This is a genomic window from Ruegeria sp. BK1, from assembly GCF_056535645.1.
Window position 1 is genome coordinate 1,403,178 of record NZ_JBQFIS010000001.1, and the last position, 20,087, is coordinate 1,423,264.

Here is a 20,087-nt window from a genome sequence, read left to right on the forward strand (position 1 = left end):
GTAACTTGCAACCTAAAGACTGGACGCGGGTGCTCGCGCAATACCGTGTTGCCGATGCGAAGCGCAGTGTTTTTGAACTTGCGATCACAGTTGCTCCCTTATTCGCGCTATGGGCTCTAGCGTGGATGGCTTTATATTTTAGTGTCTGGATCGCAATACTACTGGCCATCCTGAATGCCGCGTTTCTGGTCCGTATCTTCATCATTATGCATGATTGCGGTCATGGATCTTTCTTTAGAAGTCGCACTGTTTGCAATTGGACCGGTCGGGTTCTAGGTGTTCTTGCCCTGACACCCTATGACGTTTGGCGGCAAAGCCATGCGATTCACCACGCTTCAACCGGTAACCTTGATCGGCGTGGTATGGGTGACATCCCTACATTGACCACTGAAGAATACCTGAAGCGGAAGTGGTTCGGGCGTGCCGCTTATCGTCTGACCCGGAACCCCGTCTTCCTGTTCGGTGTTGCGCCGATCTATACGTTCTTTATTCAAAACCGTTTACCTCTTGGTTTCATGCGTTCGGGCTGGCTGTACTGGGCAAGTGCGATGGGAACAAACGCTGCAATTGCAGGGATATTGGCCCTAGTTTTTTGGGCCGGAGGCATTGAGGTATTATCGTATGTTTTCCTACCAACCATGATTGTCGCATCATCGATTGGTATTTGGCTTTTCTATATTCAACACCAGTTTGAACACACGACCTGGGAACGGGAAGAGGGGTGGAACCTTCAGAACGCCGCATTCTATGGAAGTTCTCACTATGCCCTACCAGGCATCCTGCGGTGGTTCTCTGCTAACATCGGCGTACACCATGTTCACCACCTTGCCAGCCGCATACCGTTTTACCGGCTAAACGAAGTTTTGCGTGACCATTCTGCGTTAGAAAATTGCCAGCGTATTACTCTATATGAGAGCTTTCATTGTGCACGATTGCATCTTTGGGATGAAAAAAGTCAACGTCTGCTGACATTTTCCGAGGCTTTGTCGAACGCCAATTCCAAAAGGCATTTAGTGTAGTCTGGCGCGTACCAGATAGGCTTCGACCGTATCACCGCCCAGGGCGCGAATGGCCTCTAATCGGTGAAGGCCTTCAATCAGCACGAACCTCTTGTTGTCCGAGCGTATTTGGATCGGGGTCTTCTGGCCGTTCTTCAGGATATCTTCGGCCAGCGTCAGAACTTTTTGTTGATCAAGCGTTTTCGCCCGTTTCACAGGTACATAGATCAGGTCGAGCGGATATGGTCTTTTCTCCAACATAAGCTACGTGAGCAACCTTTCGTGCAATTGTTCCGGTTCAGAGTTCGTTGCAAAAGCGGGGGTTGGAACGTGCGTCATAGAACCGAACGAACAGCGTCGCGCAGTTCCTGATGCATAACCCAAGTGGCTGGCTCATCGTCACTTTCGATGTGAGAAAACGCCAGGACCTGAGCGGCGCCATCATTCTGCACCGATCCGGCTTCGGGTAGGTCCAGTTCCAGATATTCTGCGATCAATAGTCCGATTTTCTTAAAAACCTTGATGGAGGCCTCGCGCGATTTGTAACCGGCCGCCTGAGACAAATGACCAATGGTCAGACCGTCCTTGCCTGCGATTGTAAGTGCTTTGAGCATAGTGACCTGCGCAGGGGTGAGCCTAATCTGTCGCAATGCCTCGGCATATTCTCTTTCACTGGGAACGAGGGTGCCGGAGTTTCTCTCCAAACGGCGTTGACCGCTACGTTTCCTGTCTCGTTCACCGAGAATTTCTTTTAATGCTTCGATGGCCAATGCTGGTGTTTCGCCGACTGCATCAGCAATCATTGTCTGCGTTTTAGCCGGTGGCTTGGGGAATGCGCGCGCAACGCTGTTACCGCTCAGGATGCCGGCCTTAATCAAGTACTTTCCAAATTCTTCTTCAATCACTCCTGCTACGTCAGCGTTCCGCGACTCACGAACACTGCGATCCTGAAATGCTCTTTGTTCCAGACCACGAGCTGACATCTTTGAACCGTGAAGGGTTACTTGAGGGGCATTTTTGCGCATCAGAGAAACACCACCACAATTATGGTCGCAACAAACACCAATAACGCGATAAACATCTTTACTCTGTAGGACCAGCGATGCGCCCTTTCGGCCTTGAGCATTTTGCCAAGGTTTTCGTCAATCGAGTTATGGTTCACGGCTTGGTCCTTCCGGATTTGTCAGGCGATATTGATTTCCAGCGAACCTATTTTCGCGGCATATTTTCGGCGCACTTATCGTTCTGTCTTGTGAACGGCCGATTACATTCCCAACCATCACCTCTTCGATTCAAATGAGCGTTGGAAGGGACTAGGATCGCAACGCAACTGTCCTGGTTTGCGCGAAAGCCACGTTCACATTTCCATCCAGAGTAGGTTTCAGGCGCAAGGTATGCATGCTGTGGAACGGCCACAGGCTCACAGCCGCTCTCCGCTGCCCTGTACCCTCTGAGGCATACCCACCCATCCGAGCTTCTTTTGTCGCTCAGACGACCGTTTTTTGGAACTTCTATTGCAACACATGTTTGGCTTTCCTTACGAAATCCCCAGTTGCAGTGTATTTCCTGTGCGCCAAACCGGGTTCCGACGTACCCATTTTGAGGCGCTATCAATTCTTCGCATCTTTCACCGACTTGTCGGAAGAGCCGATTGCACTCCCATCGATCTCCGGTCGATGCAAGATATGCGTTTTTAGGAACTTCTATTTCCTCACAAAAATCTCCAACACGCTTGAATCCATGGTTGCATACCCAACCTGGACCATAGGAACTGCCGGTCAAATGCGCATTTTCAGGTGCGTTTGCTCTTTGACACGATCCGTTCTTGTTTTCGAAGCCTTCGTCACAGACCGATCCATCAGCATTGCCTGCGACTTGGGCGGGAAGCTGCGTTCCGGAGAGCAACACCAAGAGTGTCGGGATCAAACAAAGAACGCGGCGCGAAAACACGATGAGTGACTGATTGAAACGGAGCCTGAGACCTGATCTATCCGGCATCGGGCACGCGATTTATAAGCCATGTTCTGTTCATACGGCGCCTTCATTGATGGGTCACGCGATAACTGGAGCATGTCACTGGAGCATGTCAGGTGACAGTTGCGAATGCTTGCGAGGAACGAGCTCAACGCGAAGACCCCAGCGCGACCCGTTCCTATGCTGGGGCACATGCTACAGTTAGTCTGAAGGCCATTGGATCATCGAAGCCGGCAGCATCGCGACGACGAGTAATTTTCACCAATGCACGTTTGTGGTCCTTTGCCAGAATAGAGTCAAGGAAGTTTCCCTCGTCGCAACGCTAGTACTGCTAAGGCAGGTGTTTGTGAAACAAGCACGTGACCAAGTAGCCTGGTGAACCGCCGAAAGAAGTTACTTGGCATTAATCTGTTGTTGTAGGGATTTGGGGGCGGAGCAGCAGCGAATGGCAGCTTAAGTCCGCGTCTCTCTTGTCGAGCCTGAGTGCGGCGACAGAGCGGTACGTGATCAAGGTTTCCTCGTGGCTATGAATGACTGGCCTGACGTCATCAGCAGCAACGCATCGACATTCGTGCCGCTCCTGTGAACTGACGCTTCGCAAGCACTCGCGGCGCGAGCAAATGGTTGATCTGCTACGCTTCTCGGGAATTGCAAAGTCTAATTGCGAATGTCCGTTTTGGGCTGCCACCGGTCATTAATGTGAAAAGTAACGAAAGGCGACAACAAGCCCAATGCGGGCTTTGCCAACCTTTCAAATCAGCATCATCCCCGACCATTTCAGTTCGAGTTTCAATCCCTAGCGGGCAAGGCAACCTCGCCTTCCCAGTCAGAAATACGGTGCGGTAGCGCCAGGAATTTTGACGCCACACGTGTTTTGGTCGTTCCACTTCCAGTCATCCCCGAATATTTGCCGGTGGAGGAAACAATCCGCCAGTTGTTGACGCCGAAGGCAACAACCTCCCATCTCATGGTGAACGTGTCCTCTTCTTCACCATAAACACAGACGCCACCGCCGCTGACACCGCTGGGTCCGCCGAAACCCGAGCCCACGCACCGGACAAAACCAGGATCGATTGGTCCCTCGTCAACGGTATAAGTCCCATAGTTGTCCTCTTTCCAGAACACGTCCTCGCCCGCGGAAATTTGCTCTTGGTTGACGACATAGAAGTTCGTTGCCGACACTTTCTCTGCAGCAGTCAGACAATGAGGCGCAAAGAGAACTGCGGGGATAAGCATTGAACGCAACATGTTGTTTCCTTCGACAGTGGGGCAAAACCAGCATGATAGAGACTACGAAATTTATTGCTAGGAAAGGAACGCATAGCCGGACCTGAAAAGTCAGCTTCGTCCCGCATCTCAGAGATTGCAAAGCTTAGTGATGAAGGTCCGCTTTGGGCTGAGAGCGGTCATCGATTGGTCGGGCTCTCTACTAAATTAGACAAAATCATCCCCACACGACTTATCCACAGGACACACTGTCCGGGAATTATGGGCACAGTGACATTTGTAGAAGCGCTTATCTTGTTTTTTGCGCCTTGCAAGAAAGAACACCCCCGCGCAGTGCGTCGCCATAGACTTGTCCTTTCGGCCCTATAAAGACCAGACGCGTGTGTGGACCTGTCTCTGTCCAACAGTCGCCCTCTCGCATGCTCCATCTGGAACCGACTCTTTGGAAGATCAAACGCTGATCCGGCTTTTGGGCAATGAAAACAAATCCCTTTGCCCTGAGTATCGTATCAGGCAGATCAGAGAAGAACTGCTGCAAAGCTTTTTCGTCGAGCGCGTCGTTGGTTTCCACACTGATGGTTTCAAAACCGTGTTCGGCTTCGGGCACAGGGGATTCATAATCGGAGACGTCTTGTTTTGTGTCAATGCCAAGCGCCACATCTGTCGGTATCCGGCCTTCAATAGCCTCAAGTATTGGCGTATCCGCATACAGAGCCCCGACGCGCGACTTTGCTCGAGCGCGGCTTTCATCGGAAAGCAAATCAAGTTTGCTCAGCAAAATCATGTCCGCTGACACGAGTTGGGCGTTGAATAATTCGCGTGTCGCAGGGTCGCTCGCACGTGCTTCAAGTGTTTCCGCGTCGACAACTGTGATGATACCGTCAAGCCGGATCGCTTCATTTGCAAGCGCGATCTGAGCAATCGAGCCGGGTTCGGAAATGCCGCTACATTCCAGAACGATGGCATCTGGGCGATCTCTACGCTGGGCAATGTCGACGAGTGATTTGGACAGGTCACTCGCAACAGCACAACAGGCGCACCCGTTGGTCAAAGTAATCGTGTCGTCGGTTTGTTCGGCAATAAGTTCCGCATCGATGTTGATCTTGCCGAAGTCGTTCACCAAAACAACGATTTTGCGGCCTTGCGGGTCCGCCAGTAACCGATTGAGTAGAGTGGTTTTCCCCGCGCCGAGAAATCCTCCGATGATTGTTAAAGGCAGCGACCTTGCAGGGGCCGCCAATTCGCGAGGCATCGACATGGCGGCAAAGATCAAGCCAGCAATTGTTTGCCTCTGGTCAAGCGCTCGCATGAATTGATCATGCCGCGACGCGGTGTTTTGAGCATGCGGGCGCTCAGTCATTCGGCGCCTCAATAACGCGTCCACCCAAGACTGTGCCCCAAATACCAATGTCTTTGATTTTCTCTGGTTCGACTTCCATCGGGTCTTCCTCCAAGACGCAAAAATCCGCGAACTTGCCAACTTCAAGGCTTCCAATTTCGTTTTCGAGATTGAGAATGTAGGCGGCATCAATAGTAACAGCGCGCAATGCCCGCTCCACACTGATCCGCTCGCCAGGTGCGACGACTGTCTTTTCGTCTTCGGCCAGACGAGTGACGGCTGCATACACGGCAGTCAAAGGATGCATTGGCACGACGACCTGCGGGTAATCGGAGTGCAGCGCAAAAATCACGCCCTCTTTTTCCAAACTTCCAAGGCGGGCTTCGGTCTGCGCGCGGTCTGGGCCATAGGCATTTTCAGAATGCAGGAGAGCGCGGAAATGCGAGAAGTAATTGTTCACACTGGCGTTACCGCCTAGGGCCTTAAGGCGGCGCGCCTGCATCGGGTTGCTCATGGCATAGTGCTCGATGGTAAACCGATGATCGAACCGAGGATGTTCTGCCTGTAATCGAGCAAGTAAGTCCAAAGTAAAGTCTACCGCCTGATCGCCATTGGCATGGCAGTGGATCTGGTGGCCACCTTTCCAAAACGGCACCATGCCTTCATAAGTGGCGTCGCCCGGGAAACCATTTCCACCGTCCAGGTAGCCGGGAAAGTTCAACAGCGCTCCCATGAGTGGGAACGACCCGTCGCTCAGGAATTTAACACCGCCAATAAACAGGTTGTCCTTTTCGTGCTTGGCGAGCTCCCAAACAACGTCCGATGCCTTGTCCCCATGCGCCCCCACAAAGGACATGGCATGCGGTTTCAGACAGAACCGGATAGGCAGGTTCGGGTCTTCTGTTGCAGTTTCGTGGTCATTCAGTTCGGCGTCAATGTTCATCACGCCGAACATAAGGTCGGCGACTGTCGTAATGCCTGCCTTTAGAGCAATTTGACCAAAAAACTTCAAGCCGTCCACGCCACCCAATTGGGCGATAATTGGCATGATCGGGGCGATGCCAATCGAAACACCTTCCACCTCCGTGAAAACGCCGTTCAAGCGCCCGTCCGGATACTGCAAAATGTGGGTCGGGTTTGCACCATCCGCCACGTTGGCCATTTCGATGGCAGCTGAGTTCAGATAGGCGAAATGCGGTGCAAAACCCAAAATGTAAATGGGCCGCGTGGCCGTGATCTTGTCGAGCGTGTCACGATCAATCGACCCGCCTTGGTTCGCAGGGTCAAAGCCCCATGCGATGATGGGTTCACCTTCCTTTTTCGTCTCGTGGAGTTCGCCAAGATATTCGATCACATCGTCAAAGTGCGGATGCGCAGGGTTCATGCCCTCGCGTCCCGGCCAAGGCAGCGGCCCGATGTAGTCGACCGCCATGAAGCCTGCGGACATCCAGCAATGCGAATGCGGCTCGATCAAGCCTGGCAAGACGATTTTGTCTTTCAGAGTTTCATCGACCGTCACGTCGTAGCGCGACAGCCAAGGCTGCATCTGATCTATCGTTCCGAGCGAAAGGATACGGCCGTTCAAAACCGCGACGGCATCAGCCTCAGGTCGGCCCGGGTCCATCGTGCGAAATTTCTTAGCGATGAAAACCGTGACTTTTTCCTTGGTCATCCCAAACTCCTAAAATATCTCCATAACAAGGTTAATGCTCGGGATCGGGCAATCAAAGTAAATTGTGGAGAGTCGGACAATGCACACAACCGCAATCCTCGCCTAAAACGAAAAATAAGCATTTTGAGTTACGTGAGTGGGAGGATCCGTGTCAGCATCGTGTATGAGACTGGACACAGATTCTTATGAGCCACTTCGGGCTTATCCCTCGTGATTATGGAAACAAGAATTCTAAAATGTCGTTTTGGACACTTCTCATGATAAAAGTGCCTGCGGAGAAGGCAAAGCAAACCGCAGAAGCATTCATTCACCGCAACATTATCGAGGAATGCGCCGATGCCATTCCAGGCTTTCGCCACGGCGAGTTGATGGTGTCGCATGAAGGCGATGGGCAGCTTTGCGTTATGTGCAACTGGACGGATAAAGCCGCCTACGAGCAATGGGTCGCAAGCCCCATTCGTGACAAGCAAAATGTGGACGCCCTCGGCTTCCTAACAGAAAAAGGTTACGAAGCGACTGACATGCATACACTCATGTTCGACAGTCTGCACACCGTCGCACAAAAATAGCAACAAAATCGCTTTTGCTTCTTGGCTTTTCCCTGCGCCTGAGGGCAGACGCAGGACTCCGTTTTTAGTGCGTCATTTGTAAGACTGCGCCGCCGGGCAGCGATGCTGGCTCTTTCGATGGTTTGAACCGATGCACAATTTCGCCACTGGCCGGCACCCCGTCACACCCGGCGGGTTTTTTGTTTTTAGCTCCAATCATTTATTGGCTTGAGAGAGCTTTGACTGATACCGCCCTGCCCTTCTCAGATAGCATAAGTCCATTTTTCATTGGCATCTCACATATGCATTTGTATGAAAAGTTTTTTAATCATGCAGTTAGCCGCATAGTCGCCAAAGTTTCAACGCGTTCCAGAAAGCGACCCCAAGACGGAAAATTTTCGGCCCTCTAAGTTGAGGTTCGCCGCTGCGGTAGTTCGCTGGGTTCGGAACCATAGGACTCTTCCGCGGTCACGGAATCTGGGATTTCATCCCGCTTGAACTTTGTAATTCCAATACCAATCAAAACGACGGGTGTGATCCAGAGCAGGACGGCGTAAGGCGCTATCGAAAGAACGCCTATGCCCATTGTGCCCGCCACAAAGGCGCCATGAACGTTCCACGGAATCAATGGTGAAAAAATGGACCCTGATCCCGCTATTGCTGCTGAGGCGACATATGGTTCCAGACGAGCCTTTATATAGCGTTCTCGATAGGTCGCTGAATTTAGTATTATCGACATGTAAGGATCTGCCGTAGCCGCGTTCAAGCCAATTCCAGTTACTGCTGTAGCGACAATCAGACGTGCGCCTCCAGTGGCCCATGCCAGCAGCGGAGCAAGCAAGCGCCTAAGCATCCCGGAAAACTCGACCAGCGCTCCAAATGCAGCCGCAACGAGTATCAACCAAATAGTCGGCAACATGGACACAACGCCACCGCCTACGAATGTGGAGTCGAGTGTTTCACTCCCGCTGTTTAGTGAAAAACCGTTGCCCAATACTTCAAGTGAAAGCTTACCCCAGCCTCCTAACGTTCCAAGGCCCTCGTCGATCATTAACGCGTCAATCAGATCCTGCTGTGTAAATGCAGCGAGTACTGCCGCAGTTATTGCTCCTGCCATTAGCGACAAGAACGCGGTCGTCCGCGCCGACAGCACGAGAACCAAGATGAGTGGCAAGAATGAGATGAAAGACACGGTAAAATGCTCTTCAATAGCCTGGAGTATTTGAGCACTGTCATAGTTGTCAGACATACCGTGTCGCCAACCAAGAAAAAGGAAAAGCACTGCGCTAGCAATCCAGCCAGGCGCAAGGACAGTACGTAGCGCGCGTGCGTGGTCCTTAGCTTCGGCACCCACCACCGATGCCGTGAGAATGAAGGTATCCGAAATTCGACCTAGGCTGTCCCCCGTAAACGCTCCACAAACGGCAGCGGCTGCTGTGACCAGTGGAGAAACATGCATAGCTGGTGCGAGAGCTACAAACGGCAAACCCACAGCGGCTATCGTGGTGAATGAACTTCCAATTGCATACGAAAGACCAGATGCGACCACAAAGACGATTATGTACAGAAAGCGCGGCGAACCGTATTGAGCTCCGAAATAAATCACTGAAGCAATCGTCCCAGACATAAAAAGTGCTCCAATTAGAGCACCCACCGCAATCAGCACAAAAATTGTTCCCAGAGCTGAATTGATACTATCGGACATGACCGCCGCGAGGTCTTCGGCGGAATTGCCAGTCGTGATGGCGATCACAAGTGCAAGTGTGAGACCAAGCGTCATGGCAATCTGTAATGGACCATCTTCGGCTTTTTCACCGAACAGCAAAACTGATGCGAATATCAGTGACACCATTCCACCGACGGTTACGAGCGAGGCGATCAAAGAACTGGTAGCGCGAGATTCCACTTCATCGTTCATAACATCAATCCCCTGAGCCGATTATTTTAAGGTTCAATTGGTTTGCAACCTGGCGTTGCTTCCATATTGATATCGAAACGTGTTTCCGTACCGCAGACTGCAACAAAGCATACTTGGTCGTATCTTTCTAGTTTCCGGTTGTTTGCGGCCAAGTTCCTAAAACCAAGTGGGGGTTTGAAGGTGGGACTTTCCACGGCTTTCGTTCATGAGGGTTTGTCTTCTCGAGATTGACGGAGCGGGCTGTTTTCTTCATCGTTCGGTGTACTTTCCTCGCTCTTGCTTGTTTCTTCAGCCTCAGGCTCCTCAACCGACAACGGTTCCTCAACACTGCTTTTCTCATCGTCCGGGCCATCAAATTCCGGAGATCCTCTTGGGGGATAACGTAACGTGCCCTCAAGCCTGTCGCGTTCGGCAGTTGCAAAATCCGGGAATGGAAGTTCACGCCGGCGGCGCCACTGTTCAACCTGTTCGACGGCATGCTTTGACTTTGCAGCATCAAGCCCTCCGTCCTGAGACATGTAAACCGTTTGGCTGGGAAACGCGAAGCCAGTACCCGAAGCTTCGACAATTTCCTTCATTCTGAACAAGACATCTTCCTGAATAGCATAAAAAGCGTTCCACTCGCGGGTTTGAGCGTAAACACGGATTTCAATATTCAGAGATGAGTCTCCATACCCTATAAACCTCACCCGCGCTGTATCTGAAGTGATACGTGGGTGTGCGTACATCATTGAACGAGTTTCGGCGAGAACATACCTCAACTGGTCAGTATCCGTTTCAAGTCGCAAGCCAAGCGTTGTCCGGATCATCATTTCATCACAACGGGCCCAGTTGACGAGCTCCATATTCACAAACTTTGAATTCGGAATGGCTATCGTGGTTCGGTCCAATCCACGAACATGGGTTGATCGTACTCCAATGCTTTCAATTGTTCCTTCCTTGTCGAGGAACGAACAATAATCACCAACCTTCACAGCCTTTTCCATATAGATCACAAAGCCGCTGATCAGGTTCTCAAGGGTCGGGCGGATCGCGAGCGCGACTGCAAGACCGCCAACGCCAAGTCCTGCTATAATGCTTAAGAGCGGGAATCCTAGGGTTTGCGCACCGTAGGCGAGAATCCATGTGGCTCCAACAAGAGCGATAATATGGTTGAGCAAACGCATCATACTTTCATCATACTGACGCACAATGGACGTTTTTTTCTCGGCTACCCTGTCGCTTAAGAGCGACATAAATCGCCAGAAGGTTACAGCCGCAGCTGCATAGATCGCGATTGTTGCAAAGAACGTCTCCGTTAGAGCCAAAGAACCTGTCAAAAAGAGTTGGTTGTTAAAGAAATTGTTGAGCGCGAGTAAGATCAAAAGCCCTGCGCTGGCAAAAACGAACTTCCTTGTCGACTCTGGCATTTGTCCCGAAGCAACGCGACGGTTAAGCAGAAACCTAAGCCCGTAAAGAAGTGCCAGAGAGACAATTAAGAAGAAGACAGTGAAACAAATCTTCCAAATTGGAGTTCCCCAAAAGATTTTACGGGAGGCGGGGGGAAGGGCGTTTTCGACAAACAAAGGGATAAACGGTCCACTCAGTTGAAGAAAACGAGTGCTCCATAACTCGCCGATGCGATGCGGTGACTGCATTGCAATTTCACGCAAGTAGCGTGGAGCGATTTGCGACGAACTCGCCGAGAAAAGAAACTCACCCTCCCGGTTTCCCGCGTTGACCCTTTGGATTATTAGTGGGGTATTGGGCACCAAAAAAGTAGTTCGATCCTCCAAGTACACCGTCTCATCGTCGGGTAGAGCTTCCGCTTCTTCCGTTCCAACTTCACCAATGATGTCGATGAGAGCCAGGGCAGTTCTAATGCTCGCATCACGTCTCTCCGCAACGTTTTCTTCCGTTAGATCAAGAAGTGAAATGAGCGCATCACCGATTAGAACCAGTTGCTCCCATTGTTGAGCTGATTTCCCAACCTGGTATTCCAAGTAGATACCAATGAGTGCATCGCGCAAATTTTCCAATGACTGCAACGTGTCTCGTGGCGAATGCGTCAAAACTGGCGGCAGGCTTTCGAATGGCTCAATATCTTCCGTAATTGCCTGCGCAATCACTTGCTGACCGATAAATATCCAGCAAAGAAATGCGGCGATGACCTTTGTCCAGCGGCGTAAACCAAGAACACTCAGCACTGACGTGCCAAAAGAACATCTTTTTGCAGCACACTTCGCGCAAAAATCTTCTTGCTTTCGGGTGACGCGTAGCTCGTGTTCTTGGCTTGCTGGAAGGTTGATCATGCGCTCATTTTTTCCTCAAACCCCCTGATCCAATGCTTCCCGGAGATCATTCGTCCAATCAGCATCCCTAGGCCAATCGCGAGGAGATTACCAAACAGCGGCATGAGGTCTGCAATACCTGTCATCTCACCATGAGAAATCCACGTTTCGATTTCACGAACACCGTGAGATCCCGGCGACAACGCAAAAACGACCGGCACCATCAGCACAAACGTCGGAACAGCGCGTGGTTTTTGTGAAATCCACAAGCTTACGTACATACACACTGCTGCTGAAACCAACGTCCCAAAGATACCATTTGTGCCTATCGCTACGGCCTGCGCTGTTGCCGTGGAGAGCAGCAAGACGCCCAGTGCAGTCAGGAAATGGTCTTTGTCCATCTGAAACGCCCACATGATACCAAGAAGGAATGGAATTCGAGCAAAATAGATGGCCCACCACGGAAACTCCTCGCCGTCAGGCGCAACAGGGAGAAGAGCTGAGACCGGTGTCGAAGTAACAACCGCAGCGAAGTATGCACCAGAAGCCAACAGCACCAGTATGAAGACACTGTAGAAAAATCGATCTACCGCAGGCGACCACCTACCCTGCGCCAGCTCGTAAGCCTGCATACTGATGGAGTCTCCTGGGATGAAGACAAAAGTGGATGCGATCAGCAAAAGTCCCGGTGCAGCTAAGGCATAACCCGTTTGCCAACCGACCATAGCAATCAGGCCACTCGCAAATGCTGCAATTAAGGGACCAAGCCTCGCCAAAGCCGGGTTCTTGTCCACGGCCAAAAACACAGCACCAGTTGCCATGCCCGTCAAAATACCGAAAAAGATACCTTCCCACGTACCGACGACTTCAACAGCAAAAGCCGCCGACACCGAGACGACGCCAAGCCAAACGAGCAATGGCGAATAAGGAGGTTTACTCGACTTCAGATCAGAAAGATTTTTGCAGGCTTCTTCCGGAGTCAGCTTGCCTTCAAAGACATCTGCGAGGTGGTTCTTTAGTTTTTGAGTGTTCGTGAGCGCCGGGAACCCAGGCATATCTACCTTCACGAGAACCGTCTGACCTTTGTACTCCAATATTGCAGACTCTGCACCATAGACGACCGTGACATCCTTTACACCAAAAGAGGCCGCAGCCTTTTCTACGACTTCCTCATGGCCTACGACGCCTTCCCAACTCCACGATAGAAGGAGCTGCATTAGATCGACCAAGTATTCCCTGATTTGTGCGTCGGGTTTCGCCGGGTCTGGTGTTTTGTTAGTCACTCGTTTTCCCTCTCATACGCTGGTCAAAGAAATCGTGTTGCACGCTTGGCCTACTATTCCATCTCCAGGAATTCGACTGTGATGCCGTCTGAGTTACGGACCCAAGCAACGGCATTAACCGGGCTGGAAAAATGATCGCTGTCCACCTCAATGAAGTCACCCAGAAGCGCAAAGCCGTGCCCGGTGGCTTTGGCAACCGCAGCCTTGGCATCATCAACGTAAACTCCGATGTGGACGGACCCCGTATCTACTGGCGTTGAGGAAATGACCGTGCGATTGGGCGGCGACTGGTAACAAAGCAACTCGATACGACTTCCGTTACCGGTCAGAAAAGCCTGCTCTGCCGTCGCATCTGCCACACCGATAAGGCGTCCGATCACCTCCGGCACCTGCTGCCGGAGCTCTACTTGGTAACCGAGACATTCCTCGAAAAACTGAATAGTCTTTCCAATATCGGTGACCGTAAAGCATGTATGATTCAGACTAACACAGTCGCTTTGTTCCACGAGCCTCTATCTCCGGTCCTAGAATAGTGCGATGTGGGCCGCGCGAAAGCATACGAGCGGCCCATCGATATTCAACCGCCTGCCAACTGCTTTGCCGCTGCGCGCATATAGCCGGGGTTGAGGTCCGGCGCGAGATTGACAGGCGACGTCGAGAAGAACACGCCCACGACATCGCGAGCCGGATCGGTGTAAATGCCCTGATACAAGTTACCGTGCTTGAAAAGCGCTCCGTCTTCCCACACTGCATCCCACTGGTGCGAGTTGAAGATTGGCATATCATTACCAAAGCACATCTTTACCCACGAATGGTCGGTAAAATCACCCGCCAGGTAGGCCTCTTTGCTGCTGGCGGTCTGCATCTTGCGCAGCACATCCGGCGACACTACGGGCTCTGCCGAAACCTTGCGCCAGCTTGGCGTAAATATCAGCGCATAGCGCGCTAGGTCTTCAAGCGTGGAATTCAATAAACCATAGCCAATGGCCAAACCGGCAGGAGAAATATTGATCGCCAATGGCGACCGCGCGCCGATTTTCGACCAGATACGCTCGCCAAGATAGGCGGTGTAGGTTTGTCCGGTCACGCTTTCCACTGCTGCGCACAATACTTTGGTGATAACGGAGCTATAGCGCGCAACTTTGCCCGGCGACTCGCCTGCTATGGGGGCTACGTCGCGCAGCACCTCATATTCATCTTCCTTTACCCCATCCGCATTCGGGATCCCAAAATCAGCCGCCAGCATCCGTTGAAACACAGAATGGGGGTCCATCGTGGCCTTGGCATCCTCGGAGATATCGAGACCTGACGCCATGTTCATCGCATCGATGAGCGCGACCTTGTCCCACTCGGACCCTTTTAGCATAGCCGCAAAATCAGTAACTGGCTTGGATGTGTCGACCTTGCCTTCAAGCTCTAGCATCGTAAGCAGAGTGCCCACGGCCGACTTAGCGACTGAAGCCCAGATGTGCATCTGTTCAGGATGCATGCCCGGAAAGGCTTCGTAGACGACCTCGCCTTTGTGCAGGATCATCACGCCTTGAAGCCTCGTGTCAAAATCCGCGATGTGGTCATCCAAGGTTGCACTTTCACTGCCGTCACCCAGCATGTAGGTTAAGTCCCCCAGCGATGGGTTTGGTCGACGAGCTAGTTCACTGACCGGACCTTTGGAATAGGTAAAGGCAGCCGGCACGAATTCGGTCATGTTTGTGGTGTAATACAGCGCGTGGTCGCCACCCAACTGCATGTGCGTGTTGCTAAAGTTTTTTCGGGCTGCGGCGACGAACTCGAGGTCGAACCCATCGTGTACGGCACCTACTGGCAGCGTTACTTTAGCGCCTGGTACGCTCATTGGATCGTCTGGTGCATGAACAATACGATGGCCTAAGGGCAGAAAAATACCAGAAATCTCTGACAGGGGCGTTCGTGGTTTCATTTCAGTTTCTCCTTTTCACAGTGCATTAGTTTTGCTCAGTCAAAAAGCCCCGACGTCGCGATGTGCCTCAGGTATTGCATGATCGAATCGTCCGCCGCGTTCACCGAAAAATGCACGATAACCAAATCGCGAGACGACGACGCATAGATTGCCTGCCGTTGGAAGCCAGCCTTGAACATGTCGCCGTCCGGCCAGAGTGATTGTGCCGAAATTCTTGGGTTCAGTCGCGATTTTACCGATTTCCGGGTTGATGGGCTTCGGCAGGGCAGCTGGTGGCAACAGGTTCGGGGCGGGACCACTGGTCATAATTGCTTACTCCTATTGAAAAATCAGATCGGAGGAGGCAGAATCTTCTCACCTTTTTGGCTATTCACAATTCGGCTGGGTTGAGCACTGATCCGCCGCGCAACCACGCCAGTTCTTTTGATGGATTGAAACAGTCCGAAACCTCTCCCGTTGCTCGAATGTCCTTCTTAAGATCGAACATTACGACCGGCGCTCCGTCGCTCAGGTTGAGCTTGTGCAAATCTATCCAAGCGACTGTCGGATTCTGAGTGAACTCGAAATAATACCTTCCATTGGTCAGATCACTGATCGTGCGCCAGCGGGTGGGAGAGACGTTGGGCCGGGTTGGATCACTAATACCCCAAGGCGTTGACATGTTCCGAATGACGGCCAGTACATTTGCGACAGCCTCATGGTAGTCAGCCGGCTCCTCAGGCAGCGCACTGAGATAATAGGCGCCGCGCACAAAACGTTCGTCGGCCTGCGAGCCGCCCGGAAGCGGTTGATCCCCGCCAAGACCAACATACTTCTTCATGTTTTCAAGCTGTTGTTCGTATGGTGGCGAGTTCGTCATGATTGTGACATCACGGCCTTTGTGAACGCTGAACTTTCCGTCCAACACCTCGATTACCGCCGAGTTGCCGGTCTTGTCGGCAATTGAGTAGTGGAAGGGTGACTGCACCTTGTCATCAAAATGCATCATGTAGATCGGCACGATCTGAATGCTGTCTAGTGCAGCGAGCACTTCGTCCACCGTCGCGAAGTTGTCGAGCATCCATTGCGCAAAAATCGAAACTGACAGACCGCCCTTTGAGGTATCGCGAGGGCCAAAGTCCGACTCCGCGAGATACAACAGGTTGGCGTTCAATCCCGCTTCGTTCATGCCATCAGTAATTGCCGCTCCGTAGCAGGCCCCAACTATACTTCCGTACTTCGATGTCCAGGTCTCAGGATTGTCGTCTACCGCGCCGTCACGCTTCATCCCTTTGGGAAACGCGTAAACTTTGGTTTGCAAGCTCTCGAACCAATCCTCATTCCGGCCTACCAGCATTGGTTGGCCATCCTTGTTGAAAAAAATGCGCGAACACATGGTCTTCTCCCTGTCTCAGACTCTACTGTTGATCTTGGCCTGACTGTCGCTTCAAAACTTTGAAGGTTACCTAGGCAGCGGATTACCGTTGATTGCCCGAACGATAGCACGCGCCATGCCTTCTTCCTGGTTTTCCCCATCACTGGTGCTGAAGAATGCCACGACGGTGTCGGTCTCGGGTGAGATGTAAATCCCCTGCCCGCCCACTCCGGCCTTGAACAGGTCGCCGTCTGAAAAGACAGCATCCCACTGGTAACGGTTAGAGATCGCGCCGGCATCATCCCAGAAGGTGATGCTGTTCTTCTTGCCGATCCAGCCCTTGTCGTACATGTCGAGATACGTCCGGTCATAGATCTTGGCCATGACCGCGTCAGGGATCAGTTGCTCACCAGCCAGCTTCGCGCAGCTTGGCGAAAAGGCCATGCCGAACCTGGCCAGATCGCGCAGCGTAGAGTTCATGCCGAAAAAACCGAGTGTATTTCCGGTCGGGCTGACCACGTAAAAAGCGTCATGCTCCATGCCAAGCTTAGACCACAACCGTTCTGAGAACTGCGCGTAGAGCGGTTTGTCGGCGATCCGCTCATTAATCCGGTTCATGACAAAGGTGTCGATGGAGTTGTATTCAAACTTCTGATGCGGTGGAGAATGCCGCTCCATATCGCGCAAGACATCAACCCATGTTTCATTGCGACCGCGCACATCGGGCAACATGCCGACCGCGCTCGTCGCCGCCCAGCGAAACCAGATTTGGTCAGGATCGGTGCGCGAGTTTGGCTCCGGCTCATCGTGCTCTGTGCCGTTGAGGCCCGTGGCCATGTCCATGGCTTCGACGACTTTCACCGTGTCCCATACCGATCCTTGCAATTCTGTCAGGTAGGAACTGACCGGCGCGTCCACATCGACATTCCCCTCATGTTCATGCATCGCCATCATGGTTGACCCGGTGACTTTGGTGACGGACATCCACAGATGCTTCTCATGCGGTTTCATCGTGCGATAGCGTTCGTAAACGATCTCACCACCTTTCACGACCATCATGGCGTCGATTGGTTTGGTGGCAAAATGTTCATCCACGCTGACCCAGTCACCATGCTTGTTCCGGTATTCGATATTCCCGATTGACGGGTCGACTGCGTAGGGCAGGTCGACCACGGGTCCACCGCGCATTACCTGCGCCGTTGGTCTGATTTTTGAGAAGTTCACATAGGAGTACTGCGTTTCAGGAGATGGAAACTGTACCTTGACCATATTCTCCGGCGCGTTGAGATAGGCGCTGATCTCGAGAACGCGGTCAAGCGGCACGTTTGTACTGAGATCTTCGGGTTTCGCGAGGATAGGTCCATCGGTCGATGTATTCGCCATTTTTTTGCTCCCAGCTGTAATGAAACTTGCGTTTGTCCAATATCACAATGAAATCAAACAAGATCATGAATCGAGATAGATGCAACTGTTTTCTGGTCAAACTTGTGGGTCATTCGCTTGGCGCCCCTATCTTGACCAAAGGTGCCTTACCAAAGACGTGGAAAGTAACCTTCCCCCGGTCTTTCGCGTGATGGGATACAGCCCGCCAGACCGGATCAAAGTCGGTGAATTCCTTGGTATCGAGGCGGAAGCCTAAAGTTACCCCTGAAGCTTGCGAGTCGCCGTTGAAAAAAGCTGCCCACAAGTAGGCACTTCGACAGATTTTTCTTTTTTCGCACTTTCACCAGTCGAGAGATGCACGTGCACCTCGCGACCTGTTTGATCAACAGCAAGACAATACACAATCGATTGAGAAACCGATCCAGTGGCGGCAAGAAGTCTTTTCAGGGCACTATGGCCAGAATGACGAGTCCGACGACGATAAATGTCAAGCTGGATACAGCGCCTGGTAAGCCAAAGGCAACAGCCGGTGCGGAACTCTTGGCATCCTTGCAGACCTCAGCGATTGCGACGCCTGTCATGACGCCAGTCGTGGCACCGGCGTTCTCAGCAACGTTCAACCTCATGATGAAGTGCCCGAACAAGAAACAAGAAATCGTGCAAACCGTCGTCACAAATGCTCCGGCAATCAGAAGGTTTACCCCAAAAGCCTGCATGGTCGAAATCAACGAACCACCTGCGCCAATTGCGACAGCCGCGATAAAGAGTGACAACCCTAGGTCAGAGAGCGCCGTTGCCGCGGGCGCGGATACCGACCCCATGCTGGGGCTGCGGGTCCTTAACCAACCGAGAATAGCCCCGCCAAACATGGCACCCATTGCGGACCCCCCGAGGGGTGGAATTTCAATCCCGGCTACGGTCACTGAAATCGTACCCAAGGCCGCAAATATGGCGATGAAAAATGAAGTATTCATCAAATCAGTCGTCATCTGGTTTGTGACCTCGTAACCGACTTCGTCGGCAAATATCGACACACACCGTGCTGAACCAAACACAAACAGCACGTCCCCAGCGATCAGTTCAAAATCCTCGTCGTCTATTGGCATTTCTGTACCGAGCCGCACTACGCGCTCCAGGCTGACACCGTAGCCATGCTCGTTTAGCAGTTCCGAGAGTCTTCTGCCGACGTGTGCATTGTTGGTGAGAACGAGTTCTGCCGATGCCATATCCACGGCCAAAGCGTCATTATCCGCAACTTCCGGCCCCAGCGTCTCATTACCCCTCAAGAGCAAATGGCTGGGCGCAAGGAAGGTCAAGATATCATCTTTTGCAAGGACCAGATCATCGGTGACGGTCAAACGTTCTCCATTGCGAATTACCTGCTCAAGTGAAGGTAAAGCTCCTTCTTCTCGCCGCTTTTCAACGTTTTTGACAAGCTCGCCAGTTGTACTTCCGATGTACTTCGGTAATTCCAGCCTCCAGGCCCGGACGGATGGCGCTACGCGCTTCTGGGGCACACTCCCGACTGCGTCAAGTTTCGCCGCTTCTTTAGCTATGTCTGCTCCCACAAGCGTTGGGCACAATTTAATAAGGATAATTAGTCCAAATGTGCCATACAGATAAGTGATGGCGTAGGCGCTGGCGAGGATATTGCCCGCATCTGACGGCGCCATACCCTCTGGAAGCTGGACCGATCCGGAAAACACAGCGCCTTGAGCGGCGGCTAGGACCGCAGATGTTGTGACCGCGCCGGCAGTCAGCCCACCGGCGACAATGTTGTTCAAGCCAAACACCAAAGCCATGAGATAAACCGAGACCCCAGCGACCACGGCAGTAAAAACGCACATTACCAAGTATTTGAAAGCCGACTTACTTGTTAAAACACGCACCAGGCCAGGTCCAACCATCGTTCCCAGAACAAAAAGGTAAATTGTAAACGTCAACCCTTTGATTATTTCCGGAACTTCGATTTGTGCCAATCCGATAACCAACCCGACAATCAGTATTCCTGTAGTTGGTCCAAGCCCGATACCGGCAATCTTCAGCTTGCCGACCAGATACCCCAATCCGATGACAACAAAGAGAAGAATGACAACATTTTCTCGAGCATAAGAAATCAAAGCTTCCACGCGTCTCTCCCGATCAGGCTAGTTCCTCAACTGCAATATTGCGGCACACCAATCGA

16 protein-coding genes are annotated in these 20,087 nt (G+C 52.1%); 2 read left to right on the forward strand and 14 right to left on the reverse strand.

Annotated features, from left to right (window positions below):
- Nucleotides 1-5 precede the first annotated feature (5 nt).
- The gene (locus ACR3E7_RS06960; protein WP_480502544.1) at nucleotides 6-1,019 is read left to right on the forward strand and encodes a fatty acid desaturase; all 1,014 of its coding nucleotides are present in this window, start codon (nucleotides 6-8) and stop codon (nucleotides 1,017-1,019) included.
- Here the strand turns inward: ACR3E7_RS06960 and ACR3E7_RS06965 are convergent.
- From ACR3E7_RS06965 to ACR3E7_RS06985, 5 genes are all read right to left on the reverse strand, one after another.
- The gene (locus tag ACR3E7_RS06965; protein WP_039524390.1) at nucleotides 1,011-1,259 is read right to left on the reverse strand and encodes a ParB N-terminal domain-containing protein; all 249 of its coding nucleotides are present in this window, start codon (nucleotides 1,257-1,259) and stop codon (nucleotides 1,011-1,013) included. The two genes, ACR3E7_RS06960 and ACR3E7_RS06965, sit on opposite strands and share 9 nt — an antisense overlap.
- A 74-nt stretch (nucleotides 1,260-1,333) precedes the next feature.
- Complete coding sequence (locus ACR3E7_RS06970; protein ID WP_170382452.1) at nucleotides 1,334-2,023, reverse strand: hypothetical protein; 690 nt, start codon at nucleotides 2,021-2,023, stop codon at nucleotides 1,334-1,336.
- A 1,738-nt stretch (nucleotides 2,024-3,761) separates the two neighbouring features.
- On the reverse strand, nucleotides 3,762-4,220 hold the full coding sequence (locus ACR3E7_RS06975; RefSeq protein ID WP_170337121.1) for a hypothetical protein: 459 nt from the start codon (nucleotides 4,218-4,220) through the stop codon (nucleotides 3,762-3,764).
- A gap of 268 nt (nucleotides 4,221-4,488) precedes the next feature.
- On the reverse strand, nucleotides 4,489-5,559 hold the full coding sequence (locus ACR3E7_RS06980; RefSeq protein WP_170788790.1) for a CobW family GTP-binding protein: 1,071 nt from the start codon (nucleotides 5,557-5,559) through the stop codon (nucleotides 4,489-4,491).
- The gene (locus tag ACR3E7_RS06985; RefSeq protein ID WP_170788791.1) at nucleotides 5,552-7,210 is read right to left on the reverse strand and encodes an amidohydrolase; all 1,659 of its coding nucleotides are present in this window, start codon (nucleotides 7,208-7,210) and stop codon (nucleotides 5,552-5,554) included. The genes ACR3E7_RS06980 and ACR3E7_RS06985 overlap by 8 nt, the downstream gene beginning before the upstream one ends.
- Before the next feature lie 257 nt (nucleotides 7,211-7,467).
- On the opposite strand from ACR3E7_RS06985, the gene ACR3E7_RS06990 reads away from it, so the two are divergent.
- A complete protein-coding gene (locus tag ACR3E7_RS06990) occupies nucleotides 7,468-7,779 on the forward strand; it encodes an antibiotic biosynthesis monooxygenase family protein (RefSeq protein WP_353392269.1) in 312 nt (103 codons plus the stop codon).
- 385 nt (nucleotides 7,780-8,164) lie between these two features.
- On the opposite strand, the gene ACR3E7_RS06995 is transcribed toward ACR3E7_RS06990, so the two are convergent.
- The 9 genes from ACR3E7_RS06995 to ACR3E7_RS07035 all read right to left on the reverse strand — a co-directional run bounded on the left by ACR3E7_RS06995 (nucleotide 8,165) and on the right by ACR3E7_RS07035 (nucleotide 20,031).
- A complete protein-coding gene (locus ACR3E7_RS06995; RefSeq protein ID WP_170724473.1) occupies nucleotides 8,165-9,676 on the reverse strand; it encodes a Na+/H+ antiporter NhaC family protein in 1,512 nt (503 codons plus the stop codon).
- Nucleotides 9,677-9,879: 203 nt separating this feature from the next.
- A complete protein-coding gene (locus ACR3E7_RS07000; protein ID WP_170724472.1) occupies nucleotides 9,880-11,967 on the reverse strand; it encodes a mechanosensitive ion channel family protein in 2,088 nt (695 codons plus the stop codon).
- Complete coding sequence (locus ACR3E7_RS07005) at nucleotides 11,964-13,229, reverse strand: threonine/serine exporter family protein (protein ID WP_170724471.1); 1,266 nt, start codon at nucleotides 13,227-13,229, stop codon at nucleotides 11,964-11,966. Before ACR3E7_RS07005 ends, ACR3E7_RS07000 begins: the two co-directional genes overlap by 4 nt.
- Nucleotides 13,230-13,282: 53 nt before the next feature.
- Nucleotides 13,283-13,735 (reverse strand): VOC family protein, encoded by a 453-nt coding sequence (locus ACR3E7_RS07010; RefSeq protein WP_170724470.1) that lies wholly within the window; start codon nucleotides 13,733-13,735, stop codon nucleotides 13,283-13,285.
- A 71-nt stretch (nucleotides 13,736-13,806) separates the two neighbouring features.
- Entirely contained in the window at nucleotides 13,807-15,165 is a 1,359-nt protein-coding gene (locus tag ACR3E7_RS07015; protein WP_170724469.1) for a serine hydrolase domain-containing protein, read from the reverse strand.
- A 39-nt stretch (nucleotides 15,166-15,204) separates the two neighbouring features.
- Nucleotides 15,205-15,471 (reverse strand): hypothetical protein, encoded by a 267-nt coding sequence (locus ACR3E7_RS07020; RefSeq protein ID WP_170621461.1) that lies wholly within the window; start codon nucleotides 15,469-15,471, stop codon nucleotides 15,205-15,207.
- Nucleotides 15,472-15,535: 64 nt separating this feature from the next.
- Nucleotides 15,536-16,540, reverse strand: a complete 1,005-nt coding sequence (locus ACR3E7_RS07025) for a linear amide C-N hydrolase (protein WP_170621463.1) — start codon at nucleotides 16,538-16,540, stop codon at nucleotides 15,536-15,538.
- Nucleotides 16,541-16,606: 66 nt separating this feature from the next.
- A complete protein-coding gene (locus ACR3E7_RS07030; protein WP_170724468.1) occupies nucleotides 16,607-17,902 on the reverse strand; it encodes a serine hydrolase domain-containing protein in 1,296 nt (431 codons plus the stop codon).
- A 443-nt stretch (nucleotides 17,903-18,345) separates the two neighbouring features.
- Nucleotides 18,346-20,031, reverse strand: a complete 1,686-nt coding sequence (locus ACR3E7_RS07035; protein ID WP_170788792.1) for an aspartate-alanine antiporter-like transporter — start codon at nucleotides 20,029-20,031, stop codon at nucleotides 18,346-18,348.
- Nucleotides 20,032-20,087 lie beyond the last annotated feature (56 nt).